15 protein-coding genes and 1 pseudogene are annotated in these 14,143 nt (G+C 72.7%); 10 read left to right on the forward strand and 6 right to left on the reverse strand.

The window, feature by feature from the left end:
- Window positions 1-41: 41 nt before the first annotated feature.
- From ACIPJI_RS32420 to ACIPJI_RS32430, 3 genes and pseudogenes are all read left to right on the forward strand, one after another.
- Window positions 42-1,054: pseudogene (locus ACIPJI_RS32420) on the forward strand (aldo/keto reductase).
- Window positions 1,051-1,893, forward strand: coding sequence for an amidohydrolase family protein (locus tag ACIPJI_RS32425; RefSeq protein WP_402250387.1), 843 nt, complete (start codon window positions 1,051-1,053; stop codon window positions 1,891-1,893). The pseudogene ACIPJI_RS32420 and the gene ACIPJI_RS32425 overlap by 4 nt, the downstream one beginning before the upstream one ends.
- A 78-nt stretch (window positions 1,894-1,971) precedes the next feature.
- Window positions 1,972-2,832, forward strand: a complete 861-nt coding sequence (locus ACIPJI_RS32430; protein ID WP_402250389.1) for an Fpg/Nei family DNA glycosylase — start codon at window positions 1,972-1,974, stop codon at window positions 2,830-2,832.
- Window positions 2,833-2,879: 47 nt separating this feature from the next.
- On the opposite strand, the gene ACIPJI_RS32435 is transcribed toward ACIPJI_RS32430, so the two are convergent.
- Window positions 2,880-3,548, reverse strand: coding sequence for a zf-HC2 domain-containing protein (locus ACIPJI_RS32435; protein ID WP_402250391.1), 669 nt, complete (start codon window positions 3,546-3,548; stop codon window positions 2,880-2,882).
- A 184-nt stretch (window positions 3,549-3,732) separates the two neighbouring features.
- On the opposite strand from ACIPJI_RS32435, the gene ACIPJI_RS32440 reads away from it, so the two are divergent.
- The 5 genes from ACIPJI_RS32440 (at window position 3,733) to ACIPJI_RS32460 (ending at window position 8,433) form a co-directional block, all read left to right on the forward strand.
- Window positions 3,733-4,560: a LytR/AlgR family response regulator transcription factor gene (locus tag ACIPJI_RS32440; protein ID WP_402250393.1), complete on the forward strand. Its 828-nt coding sequence runs from the start codon at window positions 3,733-3,735 to the stop codon at window positions 4,558-4,560.
- A 130-nt stretch (window positions 4,561-4,690) separates the two neighbouring features.
- Entirely contained in the window at window positions 4,691-4,960 is a 270-nt protein-coding gene (locus tag ACIPJI_RS32445; protein WP_307709765.1) for a hypothetical protein, read from the forward strand.
- A 125-nt stretch (window positions 4,961-5,085) separates the two neighbouring features.
- Complete coding sequence (locus ACIPJI_RS32450; protein WP_402250395.1) at window positions 5,086-5,466, forward strand: hypothetical protein; 381 nt, start codon at window positions 5,086-5,088, stop codon at window positions 5,464-5,466.
- Between the two features lie 22 nt (window positions 5,467-5,488).
- Complete coding sequence (locus tag ACIPJI_RS32455; RefSeq protein ID WP_402250397.1) at window positions 5,489-7,222, forward strand: cation acetate symporter; 1,734 nt, start codon at window positions 5,489-5,491, stop codon at window positions 7,220-7,222.
- Entirely contained in the window at window positions 7,219-8,433 is a 1,215-nt protein-coding gene (locus tag ACIPJI_RS32460) for a sensor histidine kinase (protein ID WP_307709768.1), read from the forward strand. Before ACIPJI_RS32455 ends, ACIPJI_RS32460 begins: the two co-directional genes overlap by 4 nt.
- A gap of 12 nt (window positions 8,434-8,445) precedes the next feature.
- Here the strand turns inward: ACIPJI_RS32460 and ACIPJI_RS32465 are convergent, their stop codons facing one another.
- Entirely contained in the window at window positions 8,446-8,961 is a 516-nt protein-coding gene (locus ACIPJI_RS32465; protein WP_402250399.1) for a hypothetical protein, read from the reverse strand.
- 84 nt (window positions 8,962-9,045) lie between these two features.
- Window positions 9,046-9,663, reverse strand: coding sequence for a sigma-70 family RNA polymerase sigma factor (locus tag ACIPJI_RS32470; RefSeq protein WP_356622504.1), 618 nt, complete (start codon window positions 9,661-9,663; stop codon window positions 9,046-9,048).
- A 277-nt stretch (window positions 9,664-9,940) separates the two neighbouring features.
- Between ACIPJI_RS32470 and ACIPJI_RS32475 the strand changes: the two genes are divergently transcribed.
- Complete coding sequence (locus tag ACIPJI_RS32475) at window positions 9,941-11,146, forward strand: CapA family protein (RefSeq protein ID WP_402250400.1); 1,206 nt, start codon at window positions 9,941-9,943, stop codon at window positions 11,144-11,146.
- A gap of 58 nt (window positions 11,147-11,204) precedes the next feature.
- Here the strand turns inward: ACIPJI_RS32475 and ACIPJI_RS32480 are convergent, their stop codons facing one another.
- Complete coding sequence (locus ACIPJI_RS32480; protein ID WP_307709772.1) at window positions 11,205-11,666, reverse strand: universal stress protein; 462 nt, start codon at window positions 11,664-11,666, stop codon at window positions 11,205-11,207.
- A gap of 150 nt (window positions 11,667-11,816) precedes the next feature.
- Between ACIPJI_RS32480 and ACIPJI_RS32485 the strand changes: the two genes are divergently transcribed.
- Entirely contained in the window at window positions 11,817-12,653 is an 837-nt protein-coding gene (locus ACIPJI_RS32485) for a polysaccharide deacetylase family protein (RefSeq protein WP_402250402.1), read from the forward strand.
- A gap of 7 nt (window positions 12,654-12,660) precedes the next feature.
- Here ACIPJI_RS32485 and ACIPJI_RS32490 read toward each other — a convergent pair whose 3' ends face one another.
- The gene (locus ACIPJI_RS32490) at window positions 12,661-13,308 is read right to left on the reverse strand and encodes a class F sortase (RefSeq protein WP_356622501.1); all 648 of its coding nucleotides are present in this window, start codon (window positions 13,306-13,308) and stop codon (window positions 12,661-12,663) included.
- A 321-nt stretch (window positions 13,309-13,629) separates the two neighbouring features.
- Window positions 13,630-14,143, reverse strand: a 514-nt coding sequence (locus ACIPJI_RS32495) for a hypothetical protein (RefSeq protein WP_402250405.1), incomplete at its 5' end; no start/stop codon positions are given.

Genomic DNA, 14,143 nt, shown 5'->3' on the forward strand with positions numbered 1-14,143 from the left:
TCGACGACGTCCGGATCCACTGGCGAGGGGGCAGCAGCCGGATGCGACGCAGCACGCTCGGACACAGTGCGGTCGAGATCACCGAACTGTCCTTCGGGGCGTCCGGCATCGGCAATCTCTACACACCCGTCGGCCCCGAGGACGCGGCCGCCACGGTCGAGCCGCCTGGGACGTGGGCATCCGGGCCTTCGACACCGCACCCCACTACGGGCTCGGACTGGCCGAACGACGACTCGGCGAGGCGCTCCGTGCCCGGCCGCGCAACTCGTACACGCTCTCCACGAAGGTCGGCCGGCTGCTCGAACCGTGCCCGGTGGCGGGCGACGACCTGACCCACGGCTTCGCCGTACCCGCCGACCACCGGCGGGTGTGGGACTTCAGCGCCGACGGCGTCCTGCGCAGCATCGAGGACAGCCTCCGGCGCCTCGGCCTCGACCGCGTCGACGTCGTCCACCTCCACGACCCCGACGACCACGCGGAGGCCGCCTTCCGGCACGCCTACCCGGCGCTGGAAAGACTGCGGGCCGAAGGCGTCGTCGGCGCGATCGGCGCGGGCATGAACCAGGCGGCGATGCTCGCCCGCTTCCTGCGCGACACCGACGTCGACGCCGTCCTGTGCGCCGGCCGCTACACACTGCTCGACCAGAGCGCCCTCACCGACCTGCTGCCGGAGGCGACGGCCCGCGGCAAGAGCGTCGTCGTCGGCGGCGTGTTCAACTCCGGGCTGATCGCCGATCCCCGCCCCGGCGCCCGCTACGACTACACCACCGCGCCGCCGCACCTCGTCGCGCGTGCCCTGCGCCTCAAGGAGACCGCCGAACGCCACGGCGTACCCCTGCGCGCCGCAGCCCTGCACTACTCCCTCGGCCATCCGGCAGTGGCGGGCGTCCTCACCGGCGCCCGGTCCGCAGCCCAGGTGCGCGACACCGCCGAGCTGCTGGCGACACCCGTACCGGCGGCGCTCTTCGACGAACTGCGCGCAGAGGGACTGCTGCCGGACACGCCTCCGCGAGCGCCGAGGGCACCCGGCGGCCCCGGAGCAGCGCAGCGATGAACGTCGTCGACGCGCACCACCATGTGTGGGACCTCTCCGTACGGGACCAGGAATGGATCAGCGGCCGGGCGATGGCCCCGATCCGGCGCTCCTTCGGAATCGAGGACCTGACGCCCCTGGCCCGCGCCGCGGGGGTGCGTGCCACCGTGCTCGTCCAGACGGTGTGCGCCGTGGAGGAGACCCCCGAGCTCCTTGCCCTCGCCGCCGCCGACAACCTCGTCGCCGGGGTCGTCGGATGGACCGACCTCACCGCCCCCGGCGTCGCCGACACCCTCGCCGCGCTCCGCGAACTCCCCGGCGGCCACCGGCTCGTCGGCGTCCGCCACCAGGTCCAGAGCGAACCGGACCCCCACTGGCTCCTGCGCCCCGACGTCCTGAGCGGCCTCGCCGCCGTCGCGGAGGCCGGACTCGCCTACGACCTCGTGGTGCTGCCGCACCAGCTGCCCGCGGCGGCCGGGGCGGCAGCGAGGGTGCCCGGACTCACCTTCGTCCTCGACCACCTCGGCAAGCCACCCGTCGCCTCGACCGAACTCGGGCCCTGGACCCGGGCGGTCCGCGCCCTGGCGGAGCACCCCGACACCGTCTGCAAGCTCTCCGGTCTGGTGACCGAGGCCGACCGGTCCTCCTGGACCGTCGCCGGCCTGCGCCCCTTCGCGGACACGGTGCTGGAGGCCTTCGGACCGGATCGGCTGATGTTCGGCTCCGACTGGCCGGTGTGCAACCTCGCCGCCGGCTACGCGGAGGTCCTCGGCGCCGCCCGGGCGCTGACCGGGCACCTCGGCGAGGAGGAGCGGCGAGCCGTCTTCGAAGGCACGGCGACCCGCGTCTACCGCCTTTGAGGCCCACCCCGCGTGGAGGGGCCACCGCGTGAGCCGATCCGGCGCGCGGCGCGCCGCCCGCTGCGGCAGGGTGGGGGTATGCCCGAACTGCCCGAGGTCGAAGCGCTACGGGAGTTCCTCGACGCCCAACTGGTGGGCCGGAGGATCGAACGTGTGCTGCCGGTGGCCATCAGCGTGCTCAAGACCTACGACCCGCCGCTCTCCGCCGTCGAGGGAACGGAAGTCACCGCCGTTCAACGGCACGGCAAGTGGCTCGACATCACCGCGGGCGGCCTTCACCTCGTCGCCCATCTCGCCCGCGCGGGCTGGCTCCAGTGGAAGGACGAGCTCCCCGCGCAGCCGCCCCGCCCCGGCAAAGGACCGCTGGCGCTGCGGACGGTACTGGCCGGGGGCGGCGGCTTCGACCTGACGGAGGCCGGGACCACCAAGCGGCTCGCCGTGCATGTCGTCAGGGATCCGGCCGAGGTGCCCGGCGTGGCCCGGCTCGGACCCGACCCGCTCTCCGACGACTTCGACCGTGCCGCCTTCGCCAGGGTGCTCGAGGGCGAGCGGCGCCAGATCAAGGGCGCGTTGCGCGACCAGAGTCTGATCGCGGGCATCGGCAACGCGTACAGCGACGAGATCCTGCACGCCGCCAAGATGTCGCCCTTCAAACCCGTGCAGAACCTCAGCGGCGAGGAGACCGACACGCTGTACGAGGCGCTGCGGACCACCCTCGCCGACGCCGTGGAACGCTCACGGGGACTGGCGGCCGGCCGCCTCAAGTCGGAGAAGAAGAGCGGCATGCGCGTCCACGGCCGCACCGGCCAACCGTGCCCCGTGTGCGGCGACACCGTCCGTGAAGTGGCCTTCAGCGACTCGTCGTTGCAGTACTGCCCCACCTGCCAGACCGGTGGCCGCCCGCTCGCGGACCGCCGGCTCTCCCGGCTGCTCAAGTGACGCCGGGGACTCTCCCGCCGACCGGGTGACGCCCGGCCGGCAGCGCCTCAGCCGCCGATCGACAGCAGTCGTTCCCCGCTTTCCGCCCGGACCTCCCAGCGGCCGATCTCCGCCGTGTGCAGCCCGGTGCTCGCCTCGAGGTCCAGCGGCCCTTCCCGGCCGGGCCCCTCCCGTACGCCGTACCCGCCCTCCGGCACCCACCAGCTCAGGACGGGGTGCTCCACCCCGTCCTTGCCGATCGCAACGAGCCGGCAGGTGCGCGGCCCGGCGAGCCCGGTGAGCCGCATCGCGACCGCCGTGCCCCAGCCGCGGTCCTCCAGCGCCACGGAGGCGGTGACGCCCGTCGCCGGATCCGACGCGACGACCCGAGGCGGCGCGGGCTCCCCGGCGCCCCGGACCGTCATCACCGCGGTGGGCAGCGCGACGATCAGCGACGCGGCCACGGCCACCAGCGCCAGCCGCCGACGGCGGTCCCGGCGACGCTGCACCACCACCGCGCCGGTGAGCCGCTCGAGCAGCTTCGGACCGGGGCGGGCGTCGATCCGGCCGGGACCGGCGAGCTCGGACAGCGCGCCGGCGAGGGCGGTGAAGTCGGACAGCCCCACGGCACACGTGACACAACCGGCAAGGTGCTCCTCGAACCGGAACGCGTCGGCCGGTTCCAGGATGCCCAGCGCGTAGGCGGCCACATCCAGGTGCGGCTGCTGCCGGCTCATGGGCGGTCCTCGATTCGTCAGGTGTTACGGGCGGTCACCCTGGAATACGCAGCGGGAAGGCGATGCGCTCAACCTGTCGGCGAGGCGAGCGCGATCGCAAAGCCGGCCGTCCTTCCACAGCCGGGGCCGGACGCCCTTCCGGGGGCGTGGCCGCATCGCGCGGAGCACGCCTAGACTCCGCTGCATGCTGCGCGTACTGGCTGTCGACGACGAGAAACCGGCGCTCGAAGAGCTGCTCTACCTCCTGCGTGCCGACTCGCGGATCCGCAGCGCCGAAGGCGCGACCGACGCCACGGAGGCGCTGCGCCGCATCGGCCGGGCTCTGGAGGCCGGACCGGACAGCGAGGACGCCATCGACGTCGTCTTCCTCGACATCCACATGGCGGGGCTGACCGGGCTCGACGTCGCGAGGCTGCTCGCCGGGTTCGCCAGGCCGCCGCTGATCGTCTTCGTCACGGCGCACGAGGGGTTCGCGGTCCAGGCGTTCGACCTCAAGGCCGTCGACTACGTCCTCAAGCCGGTCCGCAGGGAACGGCTCGCCGAAGCCGTGCGCCGGGTCCGCGACCTGGTCGTCCCGCTGCGGGAACCGCAGCGGCCGGACGCGCAGCCTGCCGCCCCGGCCCACCTCCCGCCGGGCGCGGCCGCACCGGCCGCACCGGCCGTGCCGAACGGCGGGGTAGCGGAGCAGATCCCCGTGGAACTCGGCGGAGTGACCCGCTTCGTACCGGTGGACGACATCACGTACGTCGAGGCCCAGGGCGACTACGCCCGGCTCCACACCGCCGCGGGCAGCCACCTGGTCCGAATCCCGCTGTCCGCCCTGGAGGAGCGCTGGGCCTCCCGCGGCTTCGTCCGCATACACCGCAGCCACCTGGTGGCCCTGGGACGCATCGACGAACTGAGGCTGGACGCCGGCACGACGACCGTACGGGTCGGGGACGCCGAACTGGCGGTGAGCCGCCGGCACGCCCGTCAGCTGCGTGACCTGCTGCTGCGGCACGCGCGCGGCTGAGGCGACCGTTCGGCGATCATCGCCGACCGTTCGTCGCCCGGACCGGGCCGCACGGCGACGCGGCACTGGGACCGGCCCTCGCGGAGGCGGCACGCGCCTAACCTTGACCGGGCCGGGAAGAGGGGGCCTGATGCGCGACATCGAAGCACTGCTGGACGAGCTCCGCAGGCTCCCGCCCGGCCGCCCGGCCGACGCCGGGGACCTCGAAGCGCTGCTCGCCACCGTCAGGAGTGCCGCCGGCCGCTGGGCGGACGTGATCTACGAGATCCGGGAGTCGGCGCGGGGTATCGCGGGCCCGCGTGGGGAAGCGGCCCTCGAGGTCGCCTTCCGCAGGGCCGAGGAGTCCTACGTGGAGCTGGAGATCGCGCTGAGCGACTGCGCCCGGAACACCGGCCGCTGACCGGCGCAGCACCGCGGGCAGGCGTGCCCCAGGGGCGGCGCCGTACCTCTCTACCGTCGGTAATCGTCCCTGCGTAGACTCCACCATCTCCCCGAGTTCGCCGAGAGACGCTGGAGCGGACGCCGATGTCTGCAGACCAAACGCCGCGCCGTGAGGTGGTCACCGGTGTGCCGCGCGGCACCCGCCGCCCGCCCGGTCATGCCCCGGCCCGCTCCGAGATCAGCGAGCAGACCACTCTCGGCACCGCCTACGTGCGGTCGCTGATGCGCAGCCAGCTGCGGGCCGCCCTCTACGCGCTCGGGACGCTCGCCCTGCTCGTCGGCACGCTGCCGCTGCTGTTCGCGCTGCCCGCGGCCCTCGGCGGTTCCCCGGGGGCGCCGGAGCCCTTCGTCTGGATCGCGCTCGGCGTGGCGGTCTACCCCGTCATGTGGCTGATCGCCCGCCGGTACGTGCGCCGGGCCGAGCGCAACGAACGCGACTTCACCCGGCTCGTCGAAGGCCGCTGACGGTGCCGGCGGGAGAAACCACGTGAACCAGACCTACGCGGTGACCGCCGTCACCGTCGTGGTGCTCGCCACCGTGCTCGTCGGCGCGCTCGGCCTGCGAATATCCCGCACCACCTCGGACTTCTACGTCGCCTCCCGCACCGTCAAGCCCGCTCTCAACGCGGCCGCCATCAGCGGCGAGTACCTCTCCGCCGCGTCGTTCCTCGGCATCGCGGGGCTCGTGCTCCTCCAGGGTCCCGACATGCTCTGGTACCCGGTCGGCTACACGGCCGGTTATCTCGTACTGCTGGTGCTCGTCGCCGCCCCGCTGCGCCGGTCCGGCGCGTACACGCTCTCCGACTTCGCGGAGGCGCGCCTGGAGTCCGCCCAGGTGCGCAGACTCGCGAGCCTCTTCGTCGTCGGCATCGGCTGGCTCTACCTGCTGCCGCAACTTCAGGGCGCCGGCCTGACCCTCCAGATCCTCACGGGGGCGCCGGACTGGGTCGGCAGCGTCGTCGTCGCGTTCGTCGTCACCGGGGCGGTGGCCGCCGGCGGCATGCGGAGCATCACCTTCGTGCAGGCCTTCCAGTACTGGCTGAAGCTCACGGCGCTGCTGGTGCCGGCGCTGTTCCTCGTCGCCGCCTGGGTCGGCGACGACGCCCCCCGGGCCCGGTTCGACGCGCCCGCCGTCTTCCAGAAGCACACCGCCGTCCGCGTCGACGACACCGTCCGCGTCGACTTCGACGGGCCGCTGACGCTCATTGTCTCCGGCACGGTCGACGGCGTGCGGCACGACGGCCGGCCCGTCGCACTCGACGAGGGGAGCCACCGCATCGAGTCGGGCACGACCCTCACGTTCCCCGAAGGCGCCGAGGTGCCCCGGCGGACCACCGAGGGCTCCGACCCCTTGAGCTGGTCGCAGCCGCTGTCCGGCGGCCGGGACGGCTACCAGCTGTACGCCACCTACGGCCTGATCCTCGCCACGTTCCTCGGCACCATGGGCCTGCCGCACGTCGCCGTCCGCTTCTACACCAGCCCCAACGGACGTGCCGCCCGCCGCACCACCCTCGTCGTGCTCGGGCTGATCGGCGCCTTCTACCTGCTCCCGCCGGTCTACGGCGCGCTCGGCCGCGTCTACGCGCCCGAACTGGCACTCACCGGAGCCGCGGACGCCGCCGTGCTGGTGCTCCCGGAACGGATCATCGGCGGGCTCGCCGGCGAACTGCTCGGGGCACTGCTCGCCGGGGGCGCGTTCGCCGCGTTCCTGTCCACGGCCTCCGGCCTGACCATGTCGGTGGCCGGTGTGATCACCCAGGACGTACTGCCCTCGCGGGGAGTACGTCACTTCCGGCTCGCGACGCTGCTCGCGATGGCCGCGCCGCTGGCGCTGAGCGTGGTGGCGACCAATGTGCCCGTCGCCGACGCGGTCGGACTCGCGTTCGCCGTCTCCGCCTCCTCGTTCTGCCCGTTGCTGATCCTCGGCATCTGGTGGCGCCGGCTCACCCCGCCGGGAGCGGCAGCGGGCCTCGTCGTCGGAGGAGGCGCGGCGCTGACCGCGGTGATGGCCACGCGTACCGGACTGGCCCCGGAGGGCTGGGCGCACACCCTGATGGCATGGCCCGCGGTCTGGTCGGTGCCGCTGGGCTTCCTGACCATGGTGGGCGTCTCCCTGGCCACCCCGCGCCACATACCGGCCGGCGCCGCGGCCACCCTCGCCCGCCTGCATCTGCCGGAGGACCTCGTGGGCAGGCCGCAGCACGAAGGAGTACCGCGATGACCGGGACAGGGGTCGCCGCGCTGGCAGCGGCGGGGATCGTGCTGCTGGCCGTGGGCATGGTGCTCGGCCGGCTGACCGCCGGACGCGGCGGACGCGGGGACCTCGATCTCGGGACGCCCGTCGAACGGGCCACCTTCCACACGCTGCACACCGCGTCCCTCGCCGCGCCGCCGCTGCGGGCCGGCCTGACGGAGGACACAGCACGCAAGGCCGCCCGGCGGCTGCGTCCGCTGCTCGGCACGGAGGCGCTGTGCCTCACCGACCGCGACGCGGTGCTCGCCTGGGACGGGCCCGGTGCCGACCGGCACCGGCAGCAGGTGATGGACCTTGTCGCCGAGATGCTCGACTCCGGGCGCAGCCGATGCGTCCACACGGAGTGCGACGAGCTGGAGTGCCCGCTGCGCTGGGTCGTCATCGCGCCGCTGACCGGGGAGGAGGGCGTGCTCGGCGCGTTGGTCGCCTACGGCTCCCGGGAGTCGGCCGTACTGGTGCGGGCCGCCACCGAGGTGGCCCGCTGGGTCTCCGTACAGCTGGAACTCGCCGAGCTCGACCGGTCCCGCACGCGTCTGATCGAGGCGGAGATCCGTGCCCTGCGCGCGCAGATCTCGCCGCACTTCATCTTCAACTCGCTCGCCGCGATCGCGTCCTTCGTCCGTACCGACCCCGAGCGTGCGCGCGAGCTGCTGCTCGAGTTCGCCGACTTCACGCGCTACTCGTTCCGGCGGCACGGCGAGTTCACCCAGCTCGCCGACGAACTGCGCTCCATCGAGCAGTATCTGGCGCTCGCCGGGGCTCGCTTCGGCGACCGGCTCAAGGTCACGCTCCAGGTCGCCCCCGAGGTCCTGCCGGTCACTCTGCCGTTCCTGTGCCTTCAGCCCCTCGTCGAGAACGCCGTCAAGCACGGTCTCGAGGACTCGAGGAACGAGTGCCGCATCATGATCGCGGCGCAGGACGCGGGCGCGGAGGCGATGGTGACCATCGAGGACGACGGCGTCGGCATGGACCCGGAGGTGCTGCGCGGCATCCTCGCGGGAGAGCGCTCCACCGCGTCCGGCATCGGCCTGAGCAACGTCGACGAGCGGCTGCGTCAGGTGTACGGGGACGATTACGGCCTGGTCATCGAGACCGCCGTCGGCGCCGGTATGAAGATCACCGTCCGGATCCCGAAGTACCGTGCGGGGGTCCACTCCTCGGCAGTCCCGCGGCCCTGACCGGGGCCTGGCTCACCACAGATGGACGGCCAGGTGCCCGAGGGGGAGACCCAACTCCCAAGCAGGCAGCCACACCCGGGCCGCCTCGTCCGGTAACGCGTCCGGGGGACGGGAGGGATGCCACGGCTCGAGGCCGCCGAGATCGGTGGCGAGCAGTTCGGTCTCGCACAGCCGGCGCCAGGCGTCCGCGGCGAGCGCCAGATCCGGGTCCTCGCCGCCGTGCCGGACCCGTTCGGCCCGCACCCCGAGCTGTTGACGAACCCACTGCGGCCAGGGGTACCCGTAGGACGTGACCGTCAGCCAGTGGTCGATACGGGCCGCCGTGGACCCGCCGGAGAGCGGTTCCCCGCCGTCGCTCAGATGGATCGTGAGCGCGAGCGTCTGCCGCCCGGCCCGGAACTCGAGCGAGTCCGCCTCCACAAGGGCGCCGGTGCGCAGCATCTCGTCGGCGGTGTATTCGGCGCAGAGCCACGCCATGGGGACCGCGAGCCCGCCTCCGCTGGTTCCGTTCGTGCTACCGGGCTGCACGCTGCCTCACCTTCTTCCGTACGACTGCACCGGCGTCCCACCACGAGCCTCTACCGACAGACACGGCAGCGAAGGCCGGTTTGCTCAACTGGCGCGTGACGTTTCACATATGGCCGTCCGGGTCCCGTGACCGGTGGGGGAGGCCGTCATCACCGAGGCGTCCGGGGCGGAAGTGGTGGTGCGTCTGCTGTACCCGGGCAGGCAGCGGGCGAGCGCCCGGAGCGCGTAGTGCGAGCGTGATTTGACGGTGCCCGGCGGAATGCCGAGCGCCTGGGCGGCCTCGTTGACGCTCAGCCCGTGGAAGTAGATCTGGACCAGGACGGCGCGGTGTTCGGGGCTCAGCTCACCGACCGCGGCGCGTACGTCCAGAGCGGCCACCGCGCTCTCCGTGACGTCGGCCGGGTCCGGCGTGGTGGCGAGCACGCCGTCGCCGATCTCCATGGGACGTGCCATCCGGGAGCGCCGGGCGTCGATGGCGAGGCGGCGCCCCACGGTGAAGAGCCAGGGCCGCATCGACTCGTACGGGGCGTCGAAGGCCTCGGGGTGCTGCCATGCCCGTACGAGCGTCTCCTGCAGCAGGTCCTCGGCGCGCTGCTGGTCCCCGTAGGTCAGTCCCAGCAGGAAGCTCAGCAGTGCGGGGCCGTGCTCTCGCTGCAGCTCCGCCATTGCCTGTTCGTCGGTCGTCGCGGTCGCCGTCGCCATTGCCTTCACCCTTCTGCGTAGAGGTCCGCTGCCACGTGGCGTATACGAACGCATCCCGGCACGCGGCGACAGACGGCGTGCGGCGGTCTGTCGGCGAACGGTCGCACCGAGCGGCGAGTGGTGCGATGAACGGTCGACCGGGCCGCCGGAGCCGGCGGAATGCGCAGGTCCGTTGGGGCGACCACGTCGGCTGTGTCGCTTGACTCGACAGTTCCTCCCCTGTGGATTCAATTAGTCGGATATGCCGCTAATCACACAATTGGGAGGTTGGTCGACGATGACACGCGCGCGACCCGCACCACGGGCCACGGCGGCCCTCTGCGCCGTGCTGCTCGCGGGAGCCGCTGGGTGTGCCGGACAGCAGGACCCCGGCCCGTCGGCGTCGCCCCGGAAAGGCCCGGCCCGCGCCGAGCCCTCCGCTGCGGCCGACGCCCCCTCCGCCCCGCACGGCTTCACACTCGTGGCCACCGGGGACGTCCTCCCGCACGCCTCGATCATCCAGCAGGCCCAACTGGACGCCGGCGGCGTCGGCCACGACTTCCGCCCCATGCTCGCGGGCGTCGGCCCCGTCGTCTCCCGCGCCGACATCGCCCTCTGCCACATGGAGACCGTCTACGGCGAGAACGGGAACTACACCGGCTACCCCAGCTTCAAATCGCCCCCGGAGATCGCCACAGCGCTCGCCGGCGTCGGCTACGACTCGTGCTCCACGGCCTCCAACCACACCCTCGACGACGGCGTCGCCGGTGTGCGCCGCACCCTGGACGCGCTCGACCGCGCGGGCATCAAGCACGCCGGCTCCGCGCGCACTGCGCAGGAGGCGGACGAACCGGCGTGGCTCACGGCCGGCGGCGCCAAGGTGGCCCAACTGGCCTACACGTACGGGACCAACGCCGAACCGCTGCCCGAGGAGGAGTCCTGGGCGGTCGACCTCATCGACGAGCAGCGCATCATCGACGACGCGCGCGCGGCGAGGAGCGCCGGAGCCGACGTCGTGGTCGTCAGCCTGCACTGGGGCACCGAATGGCAGATCGACCCCGATCAGCAACAGCTCGACCTCGGCCGCTCCCTCACCGCCTCCACCACCGGCGGACGCCCCGACATCGACCTGATCCTCGGCACCCACGCGCACGTCCCCCAGGCGTACGAGAAGGTCAACGGCACCTGGATCGTCTACGGCATGGGCGACCAGATCGCCGGTGACATGATCAACAACGAAGGGGTGCAGGACCCACGCGGGAACCAGGGCACCATCGCCCGCTTCTCCTTCGCGCCGCCCGCCACCACCGGTGGGCGCTGGGAGGTCGCGAAGGCCGAGTACATCCCGCAGTGGATGGACACCGGCGTCGGCCGCGTCGTCAACCTGCCAGAGGTCCTGCGCCGCGAGGGGCCGCGCGGCGACCGGCTCGAGGCCCAGGCCGCCATCACCTCCGCCGTGCTCAGCCGCGGAGCCGCCCAGGACGGTCTCACCATGGGCCGCTGACCGCGACGGAACGGTCTCACCATGGGTCGCTGACCGCGACGGGAAGGGGCCGGGCGGTTCAGGGGACGACGGTCACCGGCCACCGCCCGGCCTTCACCAGCCGGACCGCGACCGAGCCCATGAACCGGTGGCCGGCCGACTCGGAGGCACCCACCACCACCGCGTCCGCCTTGAGCTCGTCCGCGGCCGTCACCAGGCCGGTGTACGGGTCCCCGCGCACGGTGTGGAACTCCCAGCGCACGTCCCAGATGCCCCGTACCCGCTCGGCGGCGGCCCGCACCTCCGCGACCAGCCCCTCCGCGATCTCCCCGGTCGTCTCCGCGACCGGCACGCCGAAGGCGGCGCCCGCCGGCATCACCGGCTGCACGTACACCACCGCGAGCAGCGCGCCCTGCCGCCGGGCGAGGCCGCTCGCGTACGCCGCCGCACGAAGAGAGGAGTCCGAGCCGTCGAGGCCCGCGACGATCACCTTCGGGCCGTCGGTGCCGCGTTCGAACCGGTGGGGCGGGTGCTCTGTCACACCTACGAGGTTATCCGCTCCGGCCGGCCCCCCGACGGGCCGTCCTGGACCGGCCGACGCGCCCGTTGCCGCTGCTCCCATCGGGTGTTTTCCCCGCTGGAACCGGTGTTGATCAGGCCGTGGCCGCATGCGCCGTGCGAGCAGTTGGCCATGAAGAAGGATCAGCTGCTTCCAGGCCGCCGCTCGATGTTCCGCATCGCCGCATGCCTCGGCGCCGCCGCCGTCGGCGGCCTGCTCGTCAGTGAGCGGGCCGAGACACCGGGACGCGCCCCGGACGGCACCGGAGCGGCCGCGGGCCCGTCGGCCGTCGCTCCGCCGAAGGCCACGTCCTACCGGTTGCGGCCCATGACGGCCTTCGCCCCGCCCGTCCTGCGGCGGGCGAAGCCACCCGTGCGCAAGCGGCCCTTCCTCGAGGTCCCGGCGACGGGCCGCACCATGGTGCTCACCTTCGACGACGGCCCGGACCCCCGCTACACCCCGGACATCCTCGCCGTACTGCGCCGGCACGAGGTGCGGGCCATGTTCTTCGTCTGCGGCGAGATGGCGACCCACAACCGCGACCTGCTGCGCGAGATGGCGGCGGACGGCCATGCGGTCGGCAACCACACCTGGTCGCACCCGCTGATCCCGAAGCTGCCGCCGTCCAGGATCCGCGACCAGCTGGGGCGCACCAGTGAGGTGATCGAGAAGACGCTCGGCGAGGCGCCGCTCTGGTACCGCGCGCCCTACGGCGCCTGGAACAGGCACTCGTTCGAGATCGGTGCCGATCTCGGCATGGAGCCGCTGGGCTGGACCGTCGACACCCTCGACTGGATGCGGCCGGGCACCTCGACCATCGTCCGGCGGGTCCTGCGGGGCGCGGCGCCCGGCGTGATCGTCCTCTCGCACGACGCGGGCGGCAACCGGTCGCAGAGTGTGTCGGCGCTGCGCCGCTACCTGCCGGAGCTGCTCGAGGACGGATACCGGATCACGGTGCCCTACCGCTGACTTACCCTCAGATGACTTTGACCATACGGGCGAAGACGACCACGTTGCCGTCGTACCCGCCCTCCTTGGAGTAGCCGCCGCCGCAGGTGATCACCCGCAGTTCCGGCCGACCGGTGTCCGCGTACACCCGCACCCCGGGGAAGTTGTTCTTGGAGAACACCTCGACGCCGTACACCTCGAAGACGGCGACGCGGCCGTCGAAGCGCGGTACGTCGATCAGGCTGCCCGTCTTGACGGACCCGAGGCCGTAGAAGACGGCGGGGCCGGCCTGGTTGTCGACGTGCCCCACGATGACGGCGGTGCCGCGCTGCCCGGGGGAGATGCCGTTCTGGTACCAGCCGGCGAGATTGGGGTCGTGCGGTTCCGGAGCGGCCACCCAGCCGTCCTGGTCCAGTCCGACGTGCACGATGGGGGCGTCCACCTTGATCGAGGGGATACGCACCCGCGCCGCTGCGGCGTACGGCAGCGGCTCCAGCGGCACGGGCAGGAACGTCTCGCCCGCCCGGCCCTGCGACGCGGCGGCCGCGGGCTGAGGCGGTCCGAGGCCCACGTCCACACCGTTCTTGACCATTGCGATGCCGGTGAGCATCACGAGAGCCAGTACGCCCCAGGGCGAGCGTCTCCTCGGTTCCCTGCCGTACCTGTCCTGGCCCATGGTTCTCCCTTCGCGCGCTTGTGGGCACGCTAAGCGGGGTGCCGCCCTCCGGCGAGGGGGGAAGCGCGAACGGGTGGCCGGTGCCACTCGTGATGACCCATCCGGGTATTCGGCCCGCAAAAACTTCTGACGGTCTGTGACCTGCGGCTCCGTCAGATCAAGGGGTCCATGGTCGGCGTGTCGTCTCACCGGGGTGGACCAAGGCCGAAATGCGATGAAAGCACCATCCGGTGATCGTTCGTCATGGAAGACGTACTCGTCGAATATCCCGGAGCACGGCTTTGGGGCGTCTTTCCTTCTGGAGGTTCAACGATGCGTGCCTCACGCGCTCTCGCAGCGACGGTGACCGCCTTCGCGGCCGTCGGACTGTGCGCTCCCATGGCGGCCGCCGGTGGCGGCAACGGCCCGAGGAATGTACAGGTCAACCCGTCGTCCGTCTTCCCGGGCGGCATTCTGACCATCACCGTCGACGGTTGCCGGCGCGGTGGTGTGGTCAGCTCGAACGCCTTCCCGGACGCCCCGCTCTCCAGTGCCGGTGGTAACGGCGGTGACCGGGGTGCCGGTGGTAACGGCGGCGACCGCGGCGCCGGTGGTAACGGCGGTGACCGGGGTGCCGGTGGTAACGGCGGCGACCGCGGCGCCGGTGGTAACGGTGGTGACCGCGGCGCCGGTGGTGACGGTGGTGACCGGGGTAACGGTGGTGACCGCGGTGCCGGTGGCGACGGTGGTGACCGGGGTGCCGGTGGTAACGGTGGTGACCGCGGCGCCGGTGGTGACGGTGGTGACCGGGGTAACGGTGGTGACCGCGGTGCCGGTGGCGACGGTGGTGACCGTG

The organism is Streptomyces sp. NPDC086835, assembly GCF_044745705.1.
Classification (GTDB): domain Bacteria; phylum Actinomycetota; class Actinomycetes; order Streptomycetales; family Streptomycetaceae; genus Streptomyces.

Bases quoted from the DNA above. Each gene is read 5' to 3' on its own strand.
- ACIPJI_RS32425 (WP_402250387.1), top strand. From the start codon at position 1,051: ATGAACGTCGTCGACGCGCACCACCATGTGTGGGACCTCTCCGTACGG.
- ACIPJI_RS32430 (WP_402250389.1), top strand. From the start codon at position 1,972: ATGCCCGAACTGCCCGAGGTCGAAGCGCTACGGGAGTTCCTCGACGCC.
- ACIPJI_RS32435 (WP_402250391.1), bottom strand. From the start codon at position 3,548: ATGAGCCGGCAGCAGCCGCACCTGGATGTGGCCGCCTACGCGCTGGGC.
- ACIPJI_RS32440 (WP_402250393.1), top strand. From the start codon at position 3,733: ATGCTGCGCGTACTGGCTGTCGACGACGAGAAACCGGCGCTCGAAGAG.
- ACIPJI_RS32445 (WP_307709765.1), top strand. From the start codon at position 4,691: ATGCGCGACATCGAAGCACTGCTGGACGAGCTCCGCAGGCTCCCGCCC.
- ACIPJI_RS32450 (WP_402250395.1), top strand. From the start codon at position 5,086: ATGTCTGCAGACCAAACGCCGCGCCGTGAGGTGGTCACCGGTGTGCCG.
- ACIPJI_RS32460 (WP_307709768.1), top strand. From the start codon at position 7,219: ATGACCGGGACAGGGGTCGCCGCGCTGGCAGCGGCGGGGATCGTGCTG.
- ACIPJI_RS32470 (WP_356622504.1), bottom strand. From the start codon at position 9,663: ATGGCGACGGCGACCGCGACGACCGACGAACAGGCAATGGCGGAGCTG.
- ACIPJI_RS32475 (WP_402250400.1), top strand. From the start codon at position 9,941: ATGACACGCGCGCGACCCGCACCACGGGCCACGGCGGCCCTCTGCGCC.
- ACIPJI_RS32485 (WP_402250402.1), top strand. From the start codon at position 11,817: ATGAAGAAGGATCAGCTGCTTCCAGGCCGCCGCTCGATGTTCCGCATC.
- ACIPJI_RS32490 (WP_356622501.1), bottom strand. From the start codon at position 13,308: ATGGGCCAGGACAGGTACGGCAGGGAACCGAGGAGACGCTCGCCCTGG.